The organism is Streptomyces sp. R-74717, assembly GCF_047305335.1.
Classification (GTDB): domain Bacteria; phylum Actinomycetota; class Actinomycetes; order Streptomycetales; family Streptomycetaceae; genus Streptomyces; species Streptomyces atratus.
The window spans coordinates 9,834,105-9,855,444 of the sequence record NZ_CP102361.1 but is presented as its reverse complement, the minus strand read 5'-3'; the positions used below and the strand labels follow the sequence as shown (position 1 = coordinate 9,855,444).

Below are 21,340 nucleotides of genomic sequence, written 5' to 3'. Positions count from 1 at the left end.
CGCGATCGCGCAAACTGCGTAAACCCAGTGTCCAGCAGCGCTGAGCAGTGGGCCGGGAACACCCGGCATCACATGCGCGCGTGGTGCTCGATGTCTTCTCTGAACTTGGTGAGAGCCTGGTCGGTGAGTGTGGGGCGGGTGTCGGCGATGGCAGCGAGGTAGTCCTCGGTGCTGGCCGGCGCGCCTTTGCGGTCGATGACTTCGCGTTCGAATGCGGTGTGGGAGCCTTTGCGAGCGGCGAACTCGATGTCGGCGGGTGTGAACATCTCACTGGCTGACACCAGTCGGTGCAGCTTGATGTCGTTGGCCGCAGGGCCGAGGTAGCGCTGCCAGATCGCCGCCCGTGCTTTCGGATCAGGAGGGCCGACCGGAATGACGTAGTCGAACCGGCCGGGGCGCAGGAACGCGGGATCGAGGGAGCGGACGGAGTTGGTGGCGCAGATCAGCAGGCGGTTGTCGTGGTCGCGGAAACCGGGGATCAGCTTGAGCAGCTCATTGGTGACGCCGTGGCCGGGATCGACAGCCTGACCGGACCGGACGCCGGCGATCTCCTCGACCTCGTCGATGAACAGCAGAACGGATTCCAGCTCCGCCAGTTCGGCGAATGTGTCCCGCAGTGAGGCGGCCAGGCCGCCGGTGGCGCCCTCCGTGAGCCGGGAGGGAAAGAGTTCCACGAACGGCCAGGCCAGCCGGGAGGCGACCGCCTTGGCGAAACTGGTCTTTCCGGTGCCCGGCGGTCCGAAGAGGATGACGGCTTTCGGCGGCGTCACTCCGTATCGGTCGGCCAACACGGGCTCGGCCAACGGCAGCACGATCCGCCGCTCGATGGCTTCCCTCTCTCGTTCCATGCCCGCGAGGGCACCCCAGAGTCCCTGCGGCAGCACCCTTCCGCCGAGCTCCGCGAGCAGACCTGCATCACTCGCCCCGAGATGCTCGACCTTCTCGTAGAAAGTCAACCCGTCGCGAGTGCGGTAGCCGGAGTTTTCCAGCGCCGTGGCTCCGGTGGCCCCTGGAGCGAGCAACGCACCGATCCGGCGCACCCCCTGTATGCGCAGACGCCTCTCGATCTCCGCGATCAGCGCGCTCCCGAGTCCGCGGTTACGCCACATCCTTGCGAGCGCCACCAGCGTGATCCAGGCCCGCTCGCCCTGGGCCTGCGCCACCGCCATGCCCACCAGGTCCTCGCCGACCACTGCAACGACTACGGTCCCGCCGGTCCGGGCTGAGGTCATGGCCTCAGAGACGGGGAACACAGGAGGCATATCGTCGTCCTGCCGGTCCTGATCCCAAATCTGGATTGCACGGTCCAGATCGTCGTCACGGAAGTCCCGCAATCGCCATGTAGGCATCATCGCCACCTTGCCGGCAGGTCGCCACCGCCACGCCGACACCCTTGCCGCAGGCTGCCCAGCGCCTGGCCCACTCCTGCTCCTACCTCATTCTCCGCGCCGATCAGATGCCCGTCGACCGGGCGGGCGGGTGTCCACCCCCCGGGGAGAGATCCCGGCGTTTGATAATCGGCAGCAGTCCCGGCAGGTCCCGGCCTTTCAATTTCGGTGGCACGGTCTTCAATCTTCAGCGGCAACGCTCAAGCTTCTATGGCACAGCACACCTGTGGGTGACCCCGCCGACGGGGGTGCGCCGGGGTCAAGGCCAGTGTGCCAGGCGCATCCTCCCTCTCACTGCGCCTCACACAAGGCGACCTCACTTGAGGTGTCCTAGCTTGGGAAGGGCAAGAATTCGTCCACGTGAGGAGTCGTGATGGCTCACGGAAGCAGCAAGGACAAACTCACAGGCAAGGCGAAGGAAGCCATGGGCAAGATGACTGGCAACCGACGCAAGGAAGCCGAAGGGAAGGCAGACCAGGCCAAGGCGCGGGCGAAGGAAGCCGTAGATGACGCCCAGAAGCGCATTCCCGGAAGGTCCGACCCAAAGGATCCGCTGATCACCGACGACGAATAGTTGCAGGCCCCGGGCCCCCGTCCGAGCGACGGGGGCCCGGCCCCATAGCAGATATCCCTTAATCAAACAAGTGTCTGCCGACACATTGACGATTTGGCTCGTCGTTTCCCTGGACCGGGGTCTGGCAGCAGGTCGCGGCGGTCGCACAGCGGCAACGTCCGTCCGGATGCATCAGACGCTTTTCGGCTTGCGCGCGTCTGCCTCTTCGACGCCGGATGGGCCATCTCGGTGGGTGCTTGGCCGCAGGACGGGTGCACATCGCGCTCCCGAACCGGCCCGAAGCAACCCAGCAGAGCGGCTACTTCCACGCGGGAGCCACCAGCGCCATCGCGGACCGCGCTGGCGGCCGCGCGGCATTCACCCTGTTCACCGAGAACACCTCGGCGCTCACGGTGGAGTACAAGATCAATCTCCTGGCCCGGCGGCGACCACATTGAAGCCATGGGAACTTGAAGTCCGGACGAACGCTGACCGTGTACCCACTGGGGGTATTCGACGTCCAGAGCAGCCAGAGGCCGCTCATTGCCACGGCCAGTAGCCGCTGGTATCTGCGTGAACGCACGCCCCGAACAGTGAATGACCCCTGCCAGGGAGACAGATTCCTGATGGATCGAGGCACCGAGCAGTGGCAACCTCGTTCAGACGCAGACAGCGCCCACGGTTCTTTCGCCGATGACGCGGCTCAGGTCTCACTGCGTCATGCCGAGATCCGCGAGAACCCAGATGCCGGCAGGCGGCCCGGCCAGCCAGTTAGGGAGACAGGCCAGGGGCGACCGGGCCACCGCCGGCATCTCCATCCTCATGCCAGACCCGCACCGCCGCATCCGGGCCGGCCAGATGCGCCCGCCGTTACCTCAGGCCACCCTGGAGTCATGGCAACACCACCGAAGCTGCGCCATCTTGAAGTGGCTGGTCAAGGTGCTGGTGTGATGCCGGTTCGGGATGCTCGTGCTGGTCGTGGGCGGCAGTCTGGGGTGTAGATCGTCCGGCGGGGGTGGGTTTGTGGATTCCCGTCCGTCGTCGCGGGTGCCGTTCCTACGCTCCGGCGCATGATGGATCCCGAGGTGCTGGAGCGGATCGCCGCGCGGCGTGCGGAGTTGGACGGACTCGAAGAGCAGCTGGTCAAGCAGCTATCGGAGGTGCGGGCTGAGCGGGACGAGCTCGCCGTGGCCGAGCGGGTGTGGCAGCGGATGAGCGAGCAGCTCGCCGACGAGCGCGCAGAGGCCGGGTCGCCGGTGGTTCAGGTGGCGGGTCGGGCGGTGCGGCTGGTCCCGGACCGTGGTCCGGGGGTGGCCGAGTCCGCGCTGCCGGCGGAGTACCAGCGCATCCTGACCGCCGTGCGGCAGGCCGCCGGTCCGGTCGCCACCCGGCAGATCGGCGAGGTGCTGGGCTTGGAGGTGGGCGTACGGGGCAAGCTGGAGCCGCTGCGCGGGAAGCTCACGAAGCTGGCCGACCGCGGCTGGCTGCACAAACGGCCCGACGGGAAGTTCACTGCCCGCCCGTGACCGGGCCGCTGGGCGGCGGCGTAACTGAGGTGACCCCGGCGGCCGTTGGAATTGTGTGACGAAAACCAAAGGTGCGCCGTGAAGCGCGAGTTGTTCGAGTGGCGGTGAAAGGACGCCACCGCCGCCCTGTCGCAGCAGGGCGGTTGAAGCCGAGGGCAGCCCGACCCGGGAGGTGCCGGGAAGGGTGGCAAGCGGCCCTGAAAAAGCCGGGACGTATCAGCACTGCCAGATGGTGCGGGTCCGGCAAGCGAGACGGAAAGGAGTACGCGAGGAACCGGCGTTGACGCCTCCTTACTCGTCACCAGCTCGAACCTGGTGGATCTGGGCTGGATGCGGTGAGTCCCTGTCTTGCTTTGGGGGCGGGGAACTTCCCGGGTGGTTGCTATGTGTCGTCCGGGGAGGCCACGACGAAGTGCTGCGGGGTAGTCGTGGCGATGCCGCGGGGGTATAGCCGGGCTCCTACTCCGTCGATCGAACGACACGTGAACACGGGAACTGTTCCGGTCCTGACCTGGGGCAACGCCTCCAGTGCGGTCGCAGGCTGGGCCCACCGTCGGCCGATCGGGCCGGGACAGGACGGAGCCGCCGTAGTACTCCGAGCCGGGGAGAGCCCGGCACATGGGGAAGGGCGGCAGCGGAATCGAGAAGGGAAGGAGGCTGCAATGCCGAAAGACGCGCCGCTGAACAGCGGTGCACCAGAGGCCCCGATGGGGTCTCACCAGCGGGTATCGGGGATGCAGGCCAAACTTCACCGTTGGGCGGCGGCCGACGACGGCCGCAGGTTCGACGATCTGTTCAACCTCGTGTGCGACCCGGCGACGCTACTGGTGGCGTTCGAACGGGTCGCGGGAAACAAAGGGGCTAAAACGCCCGGGGTTGACGGCGTCACCGCCGTCAACGTCGAGCGCGATATTGGCTCCTACGGGTTCCTGGAGGACCTTCGCCACGTACTGAAAACGGGTGAGTTCCGCCCGCTGCCGGTACGCGAGCGCAAGATCCCCAAACAGGGCGGCTCGGGCAAGGTCAGAAGCCTAGGCATTCCGACCATCACCGACCGCGTGGTCCAGGCAGCCCTCAAGCTGGTGCTGGAGCCGATCTTCGAGGCCGACTTCAAGCCGATCTCCTACGGCTTCCGGCCCCTGCGGCGGGCACACGACGCGATCGCCGAGATCCACTTCTATGGCACCCGCGGCTACCGCTGGGTCCTGGACGCGGACATCGCGGCGTGCTTTGACTCGATCGACCACACGGCCCTGATGGACCGGGTGCGAGCGCGAGTCAAGGACAAGCGCGTGCTGCGGCTGGTCAAGGCGTTTCTCAAGGCCGGCGTCCTTACTGAGGACAACAGCCGCGAGGACACGCTCACCGGCACCCCGCAAGGCGGCATCCTCTCCCCGCTCCTGGCGAACATCGCCCTGTCGGCGCTCGACGAGCACCTGACCAGGCCGTGGGAGTCGGGCGGGGAGATGGCCACCGGCAACCTGCGCAGGCGTCGCCGTGTTGCCGGACATCCGAACTGGCGCATCGTCCGCTACGCGGACGATTTCGTGGTTCTGGTCGACGGCGAGCGCTACGACGTCGAGGCGTTGCGCGAGGACATCTCCGACGTGCTGCAACCTCTCGGTCTTCGTCTCTCCGAGGCAAAAACACAGGTGGTGCACATGTCGGCTGGGTTCGACTTCCTGGGGTTCCGCATCCAGTGGCGCCGCAAGCGAGGAACGGACAAGTGGTACGTCTACACCTTCATCGCTGACCGGCCCATCCGGCAGCTGAAGGACAAGATCCGTGCCCTGACGAACAGAACGTCGCAGCAGAACCCCAGGGACGTGCTGATCAGGCTCAACCAGATCATGCGCGGCTGGGCCAACTACTTCAAGCACGCAGTCTGCAAAGCCACCCTGAGCTCCCTGGCCAAGTTCACATGGCACCGGGTGATCAGCTGGTGGATGGCACTGCACCGCTGGAAGTGGAAGGACATTCGCCGACGCCTCACCGACCACAACGGGCGGTGGCAAAGGCCCTCGGCAGATGGGATCGAACTGTTCGACCTCCAGGCGGTGACGGTCACCCGCTACCGCTACAGAGGCAACAGGATCCCCAACCCCTGGACACGTCTCAACCACGCCTGAACGGCAGAGTCCGTGGAGAGCCCGGTACTCGGAGACGGGTACGCCGGGTTCGGCGAGCGGCACGGAGAAACGGACTGGCGGCAACATCGGCACCGCGCTCCGTGCCGACTCAACAGCACGCCGGGGACACCGAGTCTCTGGTCTACCAGTGCCGCCTGCCGCTGTCCACGCACACCCTGAACTACCTCACCGACCTGCTGCGACGCCACCTGAAGGCCATACGCTCCAGGTGGCGGGCGCTGCCGCCCGGGAGGATCGCGGTGATCGTCCTGGCCGTACTGCGGCACGACCAGCGCCTGGCTGACATGGCCGGCGGCAACGACATCTCCGCCACCACCGTGCGCCGCTGGCGGGACGAGCTGATCGCCCTGCTGGCCGCGAAGGCCCCGCGGCTGGACCGCGCCCTGAAGAAGATCGCCAAGCGGGGCGGGGAGGTCGTCCTGATCGACGGCACCCTCATCCCCACCCAGCGCCGCACCGGCAAGGCGAACCGCCCGAACTACTCCGGCAAACACCACCGCCACGGCCTGCACGTCCTCGCCCTGACCGACGAGCGAGGCCGGATGATCTGGATATCGGCCGCCCGGCCCGGCCGCACCCACGACATCACCGCCGCCCGCCGCGACCGCATCCTGGCCCACCTGCGTGCTGCCGGCCTCGGCTCCCTGGCCGACCTGGGCTTCCTCGGCCTGGACGACGACGGGGACGATCCCGTGGTCGTCACCGGCTTCAAGGCCACCCGCGCCCGTAAGCTAACCCCCGCCGAGAAGGAGGCCAACCGGGTCCTGGCCGCTGGACGCGTCCCCGTCGAACGCGGCTTTGCCCACCTGAAGAACTGGCGGATCCTCACCAAGCTCCGTACTGACCCCGCCCGCGCCACCCACCTGTTTCGTGCGCTGCTCGTCCTGACGAACATCGAGGCCACTACCGACAATTGATCTTTACCGCAGGTAGCCCACGATCAGCACATGCCCCCGGAACAGCGTCACCGGGCCGGGATCGGCTGAGTGAGGTTCACCGGGTTGCCGTCGGGGTCCTGGATGTGGGCGACGCGCTGTCCCCACGGCATGTCGTTGGGGCCGCTGCGGACCGAGCCGCCCAGCGCCGCCACCCGGCCGAGCGTCTCGTCGACGTCGTCGACACCGATGCTGAGCAGGATCCGCGACGCCGCCCCAGTCCCCGTGTTCGCCTTGGCCACCAGCCCGAGGTCGGTGTCGCCGATGCGCAAGCCGAGGTAGAAGGACGGGCCTTCCGCCGGTACCCGGAAGATCTCCTCAGCGCCGAACAATTTCGTATAGAAGCCGAGCAGAACGTCCTGGTCGGCAGTCACGATCACTGGCTGGATGGTGGACATGGCACTCCTGTCGAGAACGGTCGTGTCGCTGGGTAGACCGTTTGAGGACGGTGAACTCATCGGCAAAACCACCCCGCCGGACGATCTACAACACAGACTGCCGCCCACGACCAGCACGAGCACCCCGAAACCAGGTCACGCCACCCCGCTGACCAGCCACTTCAAGATGGCGGAGCTTCACCGATCACCATCCACGCACCCACCCCGTCCGGCGCCCGGCCCGTGACAGTGCACGTCAACAGTGGCGACGAAAGACTCGGACTCGCACACAGCGATCACGACCTCATCGTGTTCCTCGCCGACGCCGGCTTGGCGGACCCGGAACGGATCCTCGACAACCCCGCTGTGGTCCAGTGGCAAGGCGCCGCAGCACATCGGTACGAGGTCATCGCCAGCCGTTCGCCAAAGACGCGATGACGGTCGGGCCTGTTGATCTGTTGCAGCCTCTGCACGCCGCGCAAGGCATCGAGCAGTTCGAGAGCGTGGTGAGCGGTGCCCATATATTAACGTCGTGAACGTCACCAGGGCGATGAAGCCGTTGATCACCGGTGTATATCGCTCAGGAGATTCAGCGGACCGACACCTACGGCGGCCACAGCGGTCAGCCCTCCGGGCTCGGACAGCCACAGCCACTCACGGCCGAGGGCGGACTCCGCCGGGCCGCCGCCGTTCTTGAACTCTCCGACGGTATGCACCAGCTGACCACCCACGACCAGGATCTGAGGGGCGCCGACTACGCACTGGGCAACGGCGAGTAATTCCGGTCGTCATCCTTATCCAGAGCAGGCGCTGAATCATTTGATGGAAGAGTGCACGGTGCGCGATTGACCGGGCGAGCGCATCAGCGTGACATGCAGCATCTTCCGCGCCCTGATGAATGGGGACCGCGACCGCAGAGGCATCAGAGAGAAGGCATCAGACCTGTGAAGCAAACAGGTCTGATGCAGTGGGGGGCACTAAAGGTCACTACAGGTCCCTACAGGGCCCCCGGAACGACGCTGCCGAGTGGTCAGTCCCCCGTGTTGGTGGCCCAGACCGGGCGCCTGTCCGCGTTGTAGACGACTACGTTGCCGTCGTCCTGGACGGCGAGGTACGCACCCTTGCGCCAGGTGCCGGAGGCCCAGAGCGGGTGGCCGCCACGGTCGTACAGGACGAAGTTCCCGTCCTCCTGCATGACCGCGTGGTCGCCGTTGGGGTAGGCGCCGGGGGCCTGCCACACCGGCCGGTTGTCCTTGTAGAGGACGAAGTTCCCGTCCTGCTGCACCCGCAGGATGGCCCGGCCGTTGCCCGAGGTCCAGGCGTGGTTCTTGTGCAGCGTCGCCCTCGGGTGGATCAGCGTGTCGGACGTGGGGCGCGCACCGGAGGACTGGGCGTGGCGGACCGCAGCCGGCGCGGACACGGAGGCGTGAGCGGTGCCCGCCAGCGTTCCGCCGACCGCGAGCAGCGCGGTCGCGACGGCGAGCGACGGGAAGGTACGGAGTTTCATCAATTCCCCTTCAAGGGATCGGAGGCGTCCTGTTTTCAGGCCGCGCCATGAAACTCCCACAGATCCTTCGGAGAAAACCTGTTCCGAGAGATCTCGAATTAGTGCGGATTACTGAACTCCATATCATTATGGATGGATGCTTGTTTCACGGAAAACCATCTCCCGGACTCAGGGTGATTTTCACCAGGAATTAGATGCAACTACTGTTCGAATTTTTACCACGTCTCCTCCGGCGGCACCGACAGGAGCTCGGCGCACGCAGGGCAATAGACAGCGCCCTGGGGCTGTCCTCTTTCCGTCCACTCCCCCGGCAGTTCCGTTTCCTCGGCGCCTGACTGGTTCGCAGGCCGTATCCCGACGGAAGGCCTTCGAGGCGGGCGAGCAGCCCTGCGGCGTTGGCCTCACCGCGCGGCCACCACCTGACCGGCAGTGATCGGATCCGCAGGCCGACGACCTGCATTCGAGGGGTGCGAGAGATCGGGGCCTATGGGGCGCTCCGCCGGTTCCGGTCTTCCGGCGGTGCGAGGGGCGGCTGGGAAAGGACCGGCGGCAGGGGCTCGGGTGGGTCGGCCGGGTGGGCGCGCAGGGACTGGAGCAGCAGGGCCACGAGTCGGCGGGCCGCGGCCGACGCCGCCGCGTCGGGGGAGTTCGCGACGATGCCAGCGTTGGCCACGAGCAGAAGCCTGAGGTCGCCTGGTGCGAAGTCGGCGCGCAGCCGGTCACTCTCCTTGGCGCGCAGGGTGAGTTCGGCAAAGCCGCGGGCATTGCGGTCGAGACCCTGCGCGAAGCCTGCTCCGTCGGGGATGGCCGAGAGGAACGCCCCGGAGAAACCCCTGTCGATGGCCTGCATGGCGCAGGCCTTCTCGATGACCAAGCAGAGAACCCGCCATCGGAATCCGCGAAGGCGTCGTCAACAGCCGCCACGCAGGCCGCCACCTGCTCGGCGAACACCTCGGTGATCACGCGCATCGTCACGTCGAGTCCGCGCGCGGCGAACCTCTCGCGGACGGCCTCGACGATGCGGTTGCGATTGTCCAACGCGTCGGCGCGCAGCGCCTGGGGTGCGGTGGGGGCTGACCTGGAACGCACCGAACACGGGGGCTGCCGCACCGGCTGCCCGCCCAGGCCCGTGCACAATGCGCCGACGGGCAGCTGACCATGGCAGAGGCCCAGCCCTCCGGCGTACGGCTGGTGTTCCGCACGCGGGCCACCGCGGTCGAGTTGGATGCACCCCGTACCAAGAATGCCTACCAGGGCGCCCCGCCCCGCCCCGACGGCATGTACGACCTGCTCGTCGACGGCCGACTGGCCCGGCAGACCAGTGTGCCCGGTGGCAACGTCCTGACGGTGGACATGACCGCCGGCTCCGCGGAAACCCGGCCCGGCCCGGCCCGGTCGGCACCGTCCGGTTCTCCGGCCCCCCGGCCGCGTCAAGGACGTCGAGATCTGGCTGCCGTACAACGAAATCACCCAGCTGGTCGCCCTGCGCACCGACGCCCCCGTCGAGCCCCTACCGGATGAGGGCCACAAGAAGTGGCTGCACCACGGCAGTTCGATCAGCCACGGCACCGACGCCGCAAGCCCCAGCACAGCCTGGCCCGCGCTGGCCGGCTCCCTCGGCGGCGTGGCACTGACCAACCTGGTCCTGAGCGGCAGCGCCCTGCTCGACCCGTTCACCGCCCGCGCCCTGCGCGACACCCCCGCGGACTTGATCAGCGTCAAGATCGGCATCAACCTCGTCAACACCGACCTGATGCGCCTGCGCGCCTTCGGCCCCGCGGTGCACGGCTTCCTCGACACCATCTGCGAGTGCCACCCCACCACTCCGCTCCTGGTCGCATCGCCCATACTGTGCCCCATCCATGAGGACACCCCAGGCCCCAGCGCACCGGACCTCGGCAACCTCAGCGCGGGAAGGCTCCAGTTCCGGACCGCGGGCGACCCCGCGGAACGCGCCAGCGGGAAGCTGACCCTCGACGTCATCCGGGACGAACTGGCCCGCCTGGTGAAGAAGCGGGCAAGCGACGACCCGAACCTGCACTACCTCGACGGCCACGACCTCTACGGCAACGCGGACTTCGCCGAACTGCCGCTGCCCGACCAACTCCACCCGGACGCGGCCACACACCGCCTCATCGGCGAACGCTTCACCGCCCTGGCCTTCGGCTCCGGCGGCCTGTTCGCCGCCAAGCGTGCCTGAAACTCCCACTCCTCATCCGGCTCCGGTCGTGAGCGAAGCCGGATGAGGAGCGCAGCGGCAGTGACGGTGCCGAGGCAGGCGTATCCGCGCTTGCTGGTGGTGGCTCAGCAGGTCGATGGTGCCCAGCGGCCCGGCCTCCTGCGGCGCCTCGCTGCCCAGCGCCGCGTCCACGCCAAGAGTGGACTGGATGACCACGGGTGCCACAGAGCGGTGGCTACCCCGGCGGCAGCCCAGTTCCCTGGACACCTCCACACCGGTGATCAGATTGTGCGCGAGTGAGTCGCCGATGTCTTGCTGTACCTGTGATGCGAGATCCGCGAAGCCTGGGGGCCGCCGGAAGCTCGACCGTGTTCGACACTGCGGGTTCGCAGCGCGGCCCAGGCGTCGGTATCAAGGCCGCATTCGCACCGCTCGAAGCGCGGCGGGGTGGTGGCAGCCGGTTCGCGCAGCAGAGGGAGGCGCGGGGCGGGCGCGACAGCCCACCTCAGCAGCCGACAAGACAGCCGAGTACGTCGCGGTCCTGGCGCCTTCGGGGTGGGAAGAAATCGGGCCGGCCCCGGGCCGGGTGCTCGAAGGCCTGGACACGTCCTTGGGTCCTGTGGAGCGTCGTTGCCCCCCGTCGGCCTGCTGCTTCTGCAGCCCGGCGGCCTACCACTTCACCCCGGGCAGACCTCGGGCCCCGGCCCCTGCCTCACCACGCGGACATCGAGGCCCCACCACCAAACGCACAAACGACGGGTGTCCCCTCAGCTATTCAGGGGACACCCGCCTTGCGCAAATATGTCAGTGGTCGTCCCAGTGCCCGTCATGGCCGGCGTGCCGGTGACCGTTGTGCACGTAGTCCACGTGATCTCCATGCGGCACCGCAACATGCCCGCACCCGTCGCCGTGCTGGTGCGCGTGGTCGCCGTGAACGGTGTGCCCGCTCGACTCACACTCATCCACATGCTCGTCGTGAACACGGTGGAAATGACCGTCGTGCGCGTAGTCCACGTGGTCCTCATGCGGGACGGCGACGTGGCCGCAGCCCTCACTGTGCTGATGCGTGTGGTTGGGATGGGGGGCGTGTTCAGCGGTCATGACATTCTCCGGTCGTACCTCGGAAGCCACCTGCGCGCATTCGGACTGCACCACTGGCTCGATCTTCCCCTCCAACGAGCGCCGATACAGCCTTGTCACCGTGGCGCGTCCCGTTCGGGTGCGAATGGCATCCAAATGCGGGGTGCCCCTCCAGGACCAGGGCCCCTCTGCGCGTCCAGCCCGTGCTGCCCCGGCACGCCTCAGCCTCGGGGAAGCCCGGCGAGCGCACGAGCGGCGTGCCGCCACCCCGGGGGCGAGGGGTGGCGGCACGCCGCAGCTCCGGGAGGGCCCGCGGTCAGTGGCGGGCGGGGGTCAGGTCAACGGCGGCGCCCGCGGTCGTCGCTGCGGTAGTCGCGGTCACGGCCCCAGGACTCGGTGTCGACGGTGCGACCGCGGTCGTCGCGCAGCGTGGCCCGGTCGGAATAGTTGCTCCAGATGTAGTCGCCGCGGCGGTTCTGGTAGACGTCGGTGCAGGTGTCGCGGCCGCGCCCGGTGTGGACACGGAGCGTGGCCCGGCCGGCCAGACGCAGGTCGTCGAAGCGGTAACGGTTGCCGTCCCGGTCCGACAGAGTCCACCCGTCCAGGTTCACCGCCCGGCGACCGGTGTTGGTGACCTCGACCCACTCCCCGTTCAGCGAACGGTTGGAGAAGTCGTCACGGCCGGGGCTGTTGTACTGGATGTCACCGAGCACCACCTTGGAGTACGCCTGGTGGTGACGGCCACGGTCACGGCCGTCATCCGCGGAGGCCGGCATCGCCACCACGGCAACGGCGGAACCGGCCACCAGACCGGTAGCGACAAGGCGACGGACGGTACGAGAAGCAGACACGTGATGTCCCCTCAAGTAAGAGCGCCCAGGCTCAGGTCAGAGCCATGCTGCGCAGTGCGGGTCCCGGCCCAGCAAGCCGAGGACCCACACTGTGGAGCACCCGCCCCGGCTCCGGCCGAGGCTTCGACCCGCGTTACACAATGCGGACATTTCCGTAACTGGCGACTGTAACGGTCAAACAATCCACATGAGCGTGACCCTGACATTCACTGCGCGTGGCAATCACCCCGGCCGCCCCGGACGGCAAGCCCTTTCCGACTCCCCGGTGCACCCCACTGCACCACCCCGCGCTCCGCCATCAGTGCCGCGCAAATCAGGTAACAGGCATAGCGCTCCACAGTTCGGACAGTGATGCGGTGATCGCGCATCCGCGCGAGCAGTTCGCGCCGGCCGGCTGCGGCGAGGTCTGGCTGGGCAGCGGAGAAACAGCTGCACTCCGGTTACCGGTCCAGCAGACCCAACAGCCCCGGACAGACCGACGAGGCGGCATGGGGCGGTTGGGCGGCGGCCTGGGCGGGCTTGTAGCGATATGCGATCTCCAAGCCGGTCGGCTTGGGCAGCTGGTGGGTCATGAGGTGGCGTTGGAGGGTCAGGGCGGTGCGGCGCCGGTTCTGATACGAGCGGGCATTGTCGATGTACACCGCAGCGCGAGCAGCCAGCTCACCGGCCAGGACGACATCGTCGCGGTCGAACGGCAGCGGGTTGCGGGCGCGGCACAGATCCATAGCGCCCAGGACTTCCCCACGGGCGATCAGCGGCACGGCCAGGTGGGCGTGCAGGCCGGCCTGGGCGAGCGACTCCCCGCGGTTCGGCGGCGATGTGCCGCAGGTCCGTATCGGCCACCCGATTCACCAGGACGGGGCGGCCGGTGGTCACACACCGGGCGATGAGACGGCCGGCATCGTAGGCGACGAGGTCGGCCAGCTCGGGCACCAGGATGTCGGCCAGCTCCCGGGCGGTTTGTTCCACATCCAAGGTGGTGCCCACCGTCACCGAGGCCCGGGCGACGGTCGCCAGCCGCTCGCGAGCGTCGGCCGCCTCCAAGCCGGCGCAGTGCTGCTCGGTCACATACACCACCGACGCCGCCACACCCAGGACCCGCCCGGCCGGATCCTCGAGCCGGTAGTACGACACCGACCGGGCAATGTCGGCGGCAGGAGCGGTCGGTGACCGGCCCAAGACGAACTGATTGACCAGCGGTCTACCGGTGTCCAGAACCTGCCTCATCATCGACGCGGCAGCCTCGGGATCACCCAGGAACCGGAGGACCTCATGGACATCACGGCCGATGTGCTGAGCGGCCGGCAGGTCGTTGAGCCGCTCCAGCGCTGGGTTGACCATCACGTACCGCAGGTCGGCGTCAAGGACCGCCAGGCCGATCGGGGACTGGGCCACCAGCCGCACCGACGGCGCCAGGTCCCGTTCCACCTCCCGCAATGTGGCCTGATCGGTGGCGATACCCAGGGCGTATGACTGTCCGCGCTCGTTCAGAAGCCACATGTTACGGAACTCCACCAGGCGCGTATCACCGCCCTTGTGCCGCACGGGAAGCGGCCCAGTCCTCGCGATGCATGCCCGGGCACCGATCCCGCGGATCCAACCCGGCCGGCGACCGCACTCCGGCCTCCCCACCCCGTCGCCGCGCCGCCACGCTCTGCCGGTCGCCGCCCGGCTCGCCGACCACCCCGGCATCGCGCTGCATCTCGTCGGCGGCCGGGTCCGGCACCGTACCCGTGCCGCGGTCGATGCCTGGGCGTTGAACGCCTACAGCGAGATCAACGCCGACGTCGTCCTCCTCGCCACCAACGGCTTCTCTCCGAAGGGCGGTCTGACCACGCCGGATATGGCCGAGGCCGCCGTCAAGCGCGCAATGATCTCTGCCGCCCGGCGGGTGGTGCTCCTGGCCGACTCCACCAAGTTCGGCCAGGAACACTTCACCCGCTTCGGCGACCTCGCGCAGGTCGATCTGCTCATCACCGACACCGGACTCGGCTCCGACGACGCCCTCGTCATCGAGGGCCAGGGCACGGAAGTAGTACGCGCGTGATCCTCACCGTCACCCCCAATCCAAGCCTGGACCGTACATACGAGCTGCCCGGGCTGACCCGCGGTGCCGTGCTGCGGGCCACGGACGACCGAGTCGACCCCGGCGGCAGAGGCATCAACGTCTCGCGCGCGGTCGCGGCAGCCGGCCACCGCACGATCGCGGTCGCACCGCTCGGCGGGCCAGAGGGCGCGCTGCTCGCCCGGCTGCTCGGCAAACACGGCATCGAGGCGGCCGGAGTACCGATCGCCGGCAGCACCCGTATCAACGTCACGCTCGTCGAACCCGACGGAACGCTGACCAAGGTGAACGCGGTAGGCCCGGAGATCACCGTGGCCGAGGCGGAGGCCCTGCTGGATGCCGCACAGACCCGGTCGGCCACCACGGACTGGATCGCCTGCTGTGGCAGTCTGCCCCGTCCGTCAGGGGCCGAGTGTGCACCAGCCGGAGTCTCTTCGAACGCTCTTCTGGAAAGCTATCCACTTCCTTGCGGTCAACGGACTGTTCTCGGCCAGCGACTCCACCACAACCCTCACGCCTATCGACGGTGGGTGCGCCGTCCACGAGGACGGGCCGGTGAAGATCTGGCAGCACATCGAGCGTGTCCTGGACGCCTACGATGCGGTCGGCCGTCCGGGGCCCGGAGACCTTCACCCTGCATGTGGACGACGGCGGGCAGCATCTGCGGCACCCGCAGATGTCCGATTCGCCACTTCCCCGCCCCCGACGTTCAGTTGACCGGCTGAGGTCCCGTACACCGGCCCTGGTACCGCCCTTCCCTCGTGGGGCAGTGCCAGGGCCGACTGCATGCTCATCGACTCCGCTCGGACGCTTCGCCGGCCTCCCACCCAGCGTCGCGGTCGTCATCGCTGAGCAGGTCGTTGACTTCGCGTGCTGGTACGGGCCGAGGCAGGTGGTGCCGTCGCGGTTCTTCTCCGGGTAGAACGCGGTGCGGGTCACGCCGGCTTCGGCGGCCAGTGTCCTCAGGCCGCAGCCGCAGCCGGGCGGTGCTCGCCCCGCGAGGGTCCGGTCCATTGTGGCCCGGATGACAGGCCGCGCGACTTCGCCCCGCCGGATATCCGGCGGGGCGAAGTCGCGCGGCAGGTCCCGCCGCCTGGCCGGGTCGCACTGGCAACTCCCCTTGTCAGCACCTGCCGCATGTGATCCGTGCCGGGAGGGGCGGAGCGGACGGTGACTGCATGCCAGCCCACCACCCGCTCGGTACGTGTTCCGCTCGATCCGGTCAGCCACCGAGCGCATGCACCTCGCTCAGGATGGCGCGCATCTGCGGTCCCGACTTCTGGGCGTAGTCGCTGCCCGTGTACCCCCACCAGTCCCAGCAGCCTTGCGGGTTGCCGCGCAGCAGGCTGATGTCGGTCTGCGGGTAGAGGATCACCAGGTTGTTGGTGTCGGCGTACTCGTTGAGATGGGACTCACGGGCGAACCGGTCACCCACGAACTTGTTGTCGCTCAGGCAGCCGTGCAGTGCGACAACCAGCTTGCACGCGGCCCCTGCCGCGCAGGAGTCCGGCGTGTAGAGGAAGCTGCTGCTGCCCATGCTGTACCACTGGGCCAGACCGCCCGGCACATACCGGTTCTGGTCGTGCCGGCTGACGGTGCCCGACTGCGTGGCGGCCGGTGCGTTCACCTGCCCGAGCCAGTGGCCGAGCATCTCGCCCTGCGGATCGTTGCCGCAGTTGATCAGGAACGGGTAGAACGTGGTGCCACAGCTCAGCGGGGCGTTCGGGGTGGGCCAGCCGTGCCCTGCAGGATCGGTGTCGTGGTACGCGGTCCGGGCCCCGAAGTCCCGGTAGAACTGCACCCCTTCGTCGCTCACCGAGGTCCGGACGAGGGGGTCCCGGGTGCCGTGGTATGTGTAGACGGGCTTGCCCGCCAGGTTCGACACGGGGTCGATCCGTCCGTCGGCCGACCAGCGGCGGGCGATCTGCTCGATGCCCTCGGGGTCGGTGGAGACCAGCCCTGTACCGCAGGCGATCAGCCCGACGACGATGCCTCCCTTGCCGCAGTAGTACGGGCCTGCGGCGACTATTCCCGCGCCGTTGAAGGTGCCGGAGTAGGCGACCTGGAGTTGCGAGGCCATGAATCCGCCGGAAGAGATTCCGGTGACGTAGGTGTCGGTGATGTTGAGCCGGGGAAGGCCCGGTTCGCCCGCGTGGGCGGGGGCGGTGAGCCCCAAGGCCGCGGCCAGGGCGGCGGCCAGGGTGACAGCGGCGGTCCGCAGGGAACGGAACTTCATCGTGCGCTCTCCTTCACTGGGATCCGTTCGGGGAACGGGGTCGGAAGTCGGGGGGGTACGGGGAGTACGGAGACGGACGGGGCCATGGTTGGCCGTGCACCGTCCTGCGGGAAACGGAGGTGTGCCACGTCGTGGACGGCAGATGAGTGGAGATTCTCTCTGTCGCCCGGGGTGCACGGCGGCATCGGTGCGGTATCACTGGCCCGGTGACGACGACCCCAGCGACCACCGGTACCCTGCTCCGTCTGCTGCGCGAGGAGGCCGACGAAGCGGCGTTCCGTGCCGTGGCCGCCGAACCACCGCTCGTGGACGAAGCGCTGGAGATACGTTCGCGGCTCGCGGCCCACCGCCGCCGGGAGGCCGCGCTCGCCGCGCTCTATGAGACCGCCGGTGACCTTGCCTCGTTGCGCGACCTCGAGGACGTCCTGCAGGCCATCGTCAGCCGCGCCCGCACCCTCGTCGGCACCGATGTCGCATATCTGCTGCTCTCCGACCCGGAGGAGGGCGACACGTACGTACGCGTCACCGACGGCATCACGACGGACGGGTTCAAGACCGGCCGGCTCGCCGCCGGTACCGGCCTCGGCGGACTGGTCGCCGCGACCGCCGTGCCCTACCACACCGCCGACTACCCCAACGACGCCCGCTTCGAGCACACCCCGTATGTGGACGGCGTCATCGGCGCCGAGGGGCTGGTGGCCATCCAGGGCGTGCCGCTGAAGTTCGGCGACCAGGTGTACGGGGTGCTGTTCGCCGCCAACCGCCGGGTGCGCCCCTTCTCGCCCGACGAGGTCGACCTTCTCATCTCGCTCGCCAACCATGCCGCTCTCGCCATCGAGAACGCCACTCTCTTCGAAGAGGTCCGCAAGACCGCCGCCGTCCATGAGCGGCTCACGGCCGTCGCGCTCGACGGGGGCGGGCCGACGGGGCTGGCCGCGGCGCTCGCCGACGTGCTGCGCGGCAGCGTCCTCGTCCTCGACGCCCAGGACCGGCCGCTCGCCTCGGCCGGTGACGCACCGCCCGAACCGGCAGACCTCGTACGGGAGATGGCGCAGACCCGAAACCGCCGCAGCTCCGCGTCACGCGGAACCGTCTGTGTCACCCCGATCGTCGCCGCCGACGAACACCTCGGCACACTGCTGCTCGAACGCGGCGGACTCGACGCGTCCGACATCCACGCCCTGGAACGGGCCGCCCAGGCAGCCGCCCTCATGCTGCTCGGTGAACGTACGGTCGCGGAGGCCGAGCACCGGTTGCGCGGCGAGATCCTCGAAGACCTGCTGGGCGCCCCGCACCGCGACCCCGAAGGGCTGCGCCGCCGGGCCGCGCTGGTCGGACTCGACCTGGAGCGCGGTCATGTGGTTCTGGTGGCCCGGGGCGGGGACCACGGCAGGCGGCGCCGCATCACGGAACTGGCGGGCGGCCATGCCACCCGGCTCGGCGGCATCGCGGGCGAGTACGGCGGCAGCACCGTCGTCGTCCTGCCCGCCGTCGAAGACCCGGGCGGCGCCGCCCGTGCCCTCGCCGAACTGCTGACCGCCGGAATCGGACGCCCCGTCACGGTCGGTGCGGAGCAAGCGGCACCCGGCGCCACGGCCGTCGTCGAGGCACACCGCGACGCCGCCCGCTGCCTGGACACACTGGTCGCGCTCGACCGCGCCGGCGAGGGTGCCTGCCGCGACGACCTCGGCATCCACGGCATACTGCTGGGCCCGGCGGGCCGCGACGAACTGGACCGCTTCGTCCGCCGCACGATCGGCCCGCTGGTGGAGCACGACGAGACGCGCGGCAGCGACCTGGTACGCACCGCGTTCACCTACTTCGCCTGCGACGGCAACCTGAGCCGTACCGCCACCGCCCTGTACGTCCACGTCAACACGCTCTATCAGCGCATCGACCGGATCTCGGCGCTGCTCGGACCACAGTGGCGCCACGGCGACCACGCGCTGCAGGTCCACCTGGCCCTCACCATGCGACGAACGGCGGGTTAGGGCCCTGACAAGCGCGTGCATGGTTGGCGCGGGGTCGCGTTCGACCTCGTTCCCGCGCTTCTGGATCCCATTGTCGAAGCAGGTCGGCCGACCGCCCTTGCTACCGTGGCGCCGGTGGTCGGCCGCTGGTCTCTTGGCTCGGGGATGCCATGCTTGATCCGGCGTCGCCGCAGGTAACGGCGGTTGCGGGGCGTCGCCTCATGGGCCGGGCGTGCTGATGAACGCGGGTGGGCGGCGCCCGCCCGCCGGGGCCAGTCGGTCCGTCGCCGGCAAACGCCCCGGATGAGGGGCCCGCCGAGCGGGACGCGGAGGGAGCAGCGGCACCATGCGTTCTCACAAGGCATCAGGAACAGGGGCAGCGGACACACCGCAGACTTTGCCCAGCCGGAATCGTCGGCATCCCCGCCAACGGCCCTCATGCCGAGCCGACCCTGGGCCATGCGGGACAACAGCGACCGGCACTGCTTCTGCTCGGCAGGCTCCAGGGCGGTCAGCACCGCTTTTTCGGCCCCGCTCAGCTTCTTCTGCAACTTCTGGAAGGCCTCGACGCCCAGCGCGGTGGCCACAACCTACCGTGCCCGCCGGTCGGCCGGATCCGGCTGCCGCTCGACCGGCCCGGCCTCGACCAGGTCGTCGATCACATATGGTCAATCACATACGGCAGTACCGACCGGTCGATCCCCGGGCACCCGGCCAGCTGCAACTGATTGGCCAAGGCCTTTCACTCCACGGTGCAGAGCAACTGGTACCCACGGGCACCACGCGGAAGCTCAGCGACACACGGCCCCACCTTCGCCTTGCAGCTACGGAGGTGCGTCCCGATCGACCAGCTCAGATCGCAGCCGGAGTCCTCGGTGTCCGGGCCATCACCACTACCTGCCATGCTTCGAGCCCAATTTTGGTCGTGTGCATCGCAACTCGGTTGCGATGCACACGGTCAGGTCGTCATCAGACGCTGTGCCCCGGGGCGAGCCGTCGGCGTTCACATCGCCGGAAGAGCCCTCCCCCACCGCTCCGGAATCACCGACTGAAGCGCGGAAGGCAACCCATAACTCCCGAGCAACTCCTCGGGGAGACGTACGGATCACCGGGGACCGCCTCACCGACGCGGCCTTCGGCATACGACTGCGGCGGGGACCGGACTCACAGCGGTACCGTTCCTGGGCAGTGAGCAGGAGTGAGTCCCGTCTCACCGGCACGCCCCGAACGGTGTTGGGCGCACTGGTCCTCCGCTTTCTCGTCCTGGGCGACAACGCATATCCCGCATGCGGTCCGTCCCAGGTGGGCGGAATCCCTACGACCTGGCCATGTGGGTGCGGCCAGAGGCGACGGGGAGGCCCCGAACCATCACTCCGGTGATACGGGGGCCCCGACTGCTGACACCACACCCGGCGTCCCAGATCGCGTCACGCACATTGTGCACACCCCGCCGGGCGCACCCACAGACCGGAACACCGTTCACTCAATCGTTCCCATGTTCGCCAAAACAAGGTACTGGACCAGCAGTTGTGAACCCCTTCACCCAGTGGCGACAGGAGCGGCCCCATGGCAGGCGCATCGGCAGACCCTGCAGAGACGCCCAAGTTCCGCCCGGCCCGGGTGCGCCCGAGCCAGGACCACCTGGGGCCCAGCTCAGCCCACCTCAGGTCCGCCCTTCCCCCCGCCCGTCCGCCTCACGCCCATCCGTCGCAGGCCCACCCGCTCCGAACGCCCCTGCCCGCAGCCCGTCCATCACAAGGTCCAGCAGTCGCGTCGCACGCGGCTGCCAGTCGCTGTGCGGGTCGATCTGCCAGAGCCCGGCAATGGCGAGCACGAAGTCGTCGGGGGTCAGCCCCGGGCGGATGGTGCCGGCCTCCTCGTTCGCCTTCAGCAGGAGCGCGACCGCCTGGGTCACCGGGCCGTGACCCAGCTGGGCCAGGCTGCCGTACCGGCTGGTGGCCTTGCGCAGCGCGTCGGCCAGGCCGGCCTTGGCCATGGCGTACTGGGCCAGGCGGTCCATCCACTCCCTCAGAGCCTGGTCAGGCGCGCGGGTCTGGAGCAGCTGGGCAGCGGTGTCGGCGACCTGCTGCATCTCGTAGCGGTAGACCTCCAGGACGAGGGCCTCGCGGTTGGGAAAGTTGCGGTAGAACGTCCCCTGTCCGACGCCCGCCTTCTTCGCGATCGCGCTCAGCGGAGCATCCGCGGCCCGCGTCAGCTCGGCCAGCGCGACTTCCAGGATGCGCTCGCGATTCCGTTGCGCGTCCGGGCGCAGAGTCGCGCTCTTCTCTTCCTGCACTCGTCCTCCTTCCGGAATCACAGCCAAGCCCGGCCTTGCTAACCGGACAGCTGTCCGCTAGGTTCGACGACAACCGGACAGCTGTCCGCTTAGGTCCACCATAGCGGTAGATCCGGCCAGTGTGGCCGACCAATACCCATCGCCGCTGGTCCATTCATCCGCATCTCCCTCTCCCTCCCGGGCTTTCTGCCGGGATCGTCTCGTTCGACGCGCATCAGCAACGCGAA

At 68.5% G+C, this 21,340-nt stretch carries 16 protein-coding genes and 4 pseudogenes; 10 read left to right on the top strand and 10 right to left on the bottom strand.

From position 1 onward, the window contains the following. Positions 1-68: 68 nt before the first annotated feature. Positions 69-1,349 (bottom strand): ATP-binding protein, encoded by a 1,281-nt coding sequence (locus NRF20_RS44920; protein ID WP_398634664.1) that lies wholly within the window; start codon positions 1,347-1,349, stop codon positions 69-71. Between the two features lie 412 nt (positions 1,350-1,761). Between NRF20_RS44920 and NRF20_RS44915 the strand changes: the two genes are divergently transcribed. The 5 genes from NRF20_RS44915 (at position 1,762) to NRF20_RS44895 (ending at position 6,534) form a co-directional block, all read left to right on the top strand. Then, on the top strand, positions 1,762-1,962 hold the full coding sequence (locus NRF20_RS44915; RefSeq protein ID WP_398634663.1) for a CsbD family protein: 201 nt from the start codon (positions 1,762-1,764) through the stop codon (positions 1,960-1,962). 236 nt (positions 1,963-2,198) lie between these two features. Further along, positions 2,199-2,399, top strand: a complete 201-nt coding sequence (locus tag NRF20_RS44910; RefSeq protein WP_413754417.1) for a PaaI family thioesterase — start codon at positions 2,199-2,201, stop codon at positions 2,397-2,399. Between the two features lie 612 nt (positions 2,400-3,011). After that, on the top strand, positions 3,012-3,467 hold the full coding sequence (locus NRF20_RS44905) for a hypothetical protein (protein ID WP_413754416.1): 456 nt from the start codon (positions 3,012-3,014) through the stop codon (positions 3,465-3,467). 662 nt (positions 3,468-4,129) lie between these two features. Next, positions 4,130-5,596, top strand: coding sequence for a group II intron reverse transcriptase/maturase (gene ltrA / locus NRF20_RS44900; protein WP_413752108.1), 1,467 nt, complete (start codon positions 4,130-4,132; stop codon positions 5,594-5,596). Between the two features lie 101 nt (positions 5,597-5,697). Further along, the gene (locus tag NRF20_RS44895; protein WP_398633257.1) at positions 5,698-6,534 is read left to right on the top strand and encodes a transposase family protein; all 837 of its coding nucleotides are present in this window, start codon (positions 5,698-5,700) and stop codon (positions 6,532-6,534) included. 47 nt (positions 6,535-6,581) lie between these two features. Here the strand turns inward: NRF20_RS44895 and NRF20_RS44890 are convergent, their stop codons facing one another. Beyond that, the gene (locus NRF20_RS44890; RefSeq protein WP_413754415.1) at positions 6,582-6,950 is read right to left on the bottom strand and encodes a VOC family protein; all 369 of its coding nucleotides are present in this window, start codon (positions 6,948-6,950) and stop codon (positions 6,582-6,584) included. 548 nt (positions 6,951-7,498) lie between these two features. Between NRF20_RS44890 and NRF20_RS44885 the strand changes: the two genes are divergently transcribed. Beyond that, entirely contained in the window at positions 7,499-7,708 is a 210-nt protein-coding gene (locus tag NRF20_RS44885) for a hypothetical protein (RefSeq protein ID WP_398633251.1), read from the top strand. 251 nt (positions 7,709-7,959) lie between these two features. Here the strand turns inward: NRF20_RS44885 and NRF20_RS44880 are convergent, their stop codons facing one another. Further along, positions 7,960-8,436: a hypothetical protein gene (locus NRF20_RS44880; RefSeq protein ID WP_398633250.1), complete on the bottom strand. Its 477-nt coding sequence runs from the start codon at positions 8,434-8,436 to the stop codon at positions 7,960-7,962. Between the two features lie 484 nt (positions 8,437-8,920). Then, on the bottom strand, positions 8,921-9,310 hold the full coding sequence (locus NRF20_RS44875) for a hypothetical protein (RefSeq protein WP_413754414.1): 390 nt from the start codon (positions 9,308-9,310) through the stop codon (positions 8,921-8,923). Positions 9,311-9,454: 144 nt separating this feature from the next. Here NRF20_RS44875 and NRF20_RS44870 point away from each other — a divergent pair. Next, positions 9,455-10,636 (top strand): annotated as a pseudogene (locus tag NRF20_RS44870) (GDSL-type esterase/lipase family protein). Positions 10,637-10,648: 12 nt separating this feature from the next. Here NRF20_RS44870 and NRF20_RS44865 read toward each other — a convergent pair. From NRF20_RS44865 to NRF20_RS44850, 4 genes and pseudogenes are all read right to left on the bottom strand, one after another. Further along, positions 10,649-10,840, bottom strand: a complete 192-nt coding sequence (locus NRF20_RS44865) for a hypothetical protein (RefSeq protein ID WP_398633248.1) — start codon at positions 10,838-10,840, stop codon at positions 10,649-10,651. Positions 10,841-11,419: 579 nt separating this feature from the next. Then, positions 11,420-11,716, bottom strand: a complete 297-nt coding sequence (locus NRF20_RS44860; protein WP_413754413.1) for a hypothetical protein — start codon at positions 11,714-11,716, stop codon at positions 11,420-11,422. A gap of 317 nt (positions 11,717-12,033) precedes the next feature. Next, entirely contained in the window at positions 12,034-12,546 is a 513-nt protein-coding gene (locus NRF20_RS44855; RefSeq protein WP_398633246.1) for a lamin tail domain-containing protein, read from the bottom strand. A gap of 497 nt (positions 12,547-13,043) precedes the next feature. Continuing rightward, positions 13,044-14,103: pseudogene (locus tag NRF20_RS44850) on the bottom strand (PAS domain-containing protein); the annotation flags it as partial. Positions 14,104-14,194: 91 nt separating this feature from the next. Here NRF20_RS44850 and NRF20_RS44845 point away from each other — a divergent pair. Both NRF20_RS44845 and NRF20_RS44840 read left to right on the top strand, forming a co-directional pair. Then, a pseudogene (locus NRF20_RS44845) lies at positions 14,195-14,593 on the top strand (DeoR/GlpR family DNA-binding transcription regulator); the annotation flags it as partial. Beyond that, positions 14,590-15,009 (top strand): annotated as a pseudogene (locus tag NRF20_RS44840) (PfkB family carbohydrate kinase); the annotation flags it as partial. The pseudogenes NRF20_RS44845 and NRF20_RS44840, both read left to right, overlap by 4 nt. A gap of 824 nt (positions 15,010-15,833) precedes the next feature. Here the strand turns inward: NRF20_RS44840 and NRF20_RS44835 are convergent. Next, positions 15,834-16,847, bottom strand: a complete 1,014-nt coding sequence (locus tag NRF20_RS44835; protein WP_398633245.1) for a hypothetical protein — start codon at positions 16,845-16,847, stop codon at positions 15,834-15,836. A 206-nt stretch (positions 16,848-17,053) separates the two neighbouring features. Here NRF20_RS44835 and NRF20_RS44830 point away from each other — a divergent pair, with 206 nt between their 5' ends. After that, positions 17,054-18,838: a helix-turn-helix domain-containing protein gene (locus tag NRF20_RS44830; RefSeq protein ID WP_413754412.1), complete on the top strand. Its 1,785-nt coding sequence runs from the start codon at positions 17,054-17,056 to the stop codon at positions 18,836-18,838. Between the two features lie 1,642 nt (positions 18,839-20,480). Here the strand turns inward: NRF20_RS44830 and NRF20_RS44825 are convergent. Then, positions 20,481-21,113: a TetR/AcrR family transcriptional regulator gene (locus tag NRF20_RS44825; RefSeq protein WP_398633243.1), complete on the bottom strand. Its 633-nt coding sequence runs from the start codon at positions 21,111-21,113 to the stop codon at positions 20,481-20,483. Between the last annotated feature and the right edge of the window lie 227 nt (positions 21,114-21,340).

Excerpts from the sequence above, each read along its gene's own strand:
- NRF20_RS44880 (WP_398633250.1), bottom strand. The coding sequence starts at position 8,436 with ATGAAACTCCGTACCTTCCCGTCGCTCGCCGTCGCGACCGCGCTGCTC.
- NRF20_RS44915 (WP_398634663.1), top strand. The coding sequence starts at position 1,762 with ATGGCTCACGGAAGCAGCAAGGACAAACTCACAGGCAAGGCGAAGGAA.
- NRF20_RS44835 (WP_398633245.1), bottom strand. The coding sequence starts at position 16,847 with ATGAAGTTCCGTTCCCTGCGGACCGCCGCTGTCACCCTGGCCGCCGCC.
- NRF20_RS44920 (WP_398634664.1), bottom strand. The coding sequence starts at position 1,349 with ATGCCTACATGGCGATTGCGGGACTTCCGTGACGACGATCTGGACCGT.
- NRF20_RS44905 (WP_413754416.1), top strand. The coding sequence starts at position 3,012 with ATGATGGATCCCGAGGTGCTGGAGCGGATCGCCGCGCGGCGTGCGGAG.
- ltrA (WP_413752108.1), top strand. The coding sequence starts at position 4,130 with ATGCCGAAAGACGCGCCGCTGAACAGCGGTGCACCAGAGGCCCCGATG.
- NRF20_RS44890 (WP_413754415.1), bottom strand. The coding sequence starts at position 6,950 with ATGTCCACCATCCAGCCAGTGATCGTGACTGCCGACCAGGACGTTCTG.
- NRF20_RS44860 (WP_413754413.1), bottom strand. The coding sequence starts at position 11,716 with ATGACCGCTGAACACGCCCCCCATCCCAACCACACGCATCAGCACAGT.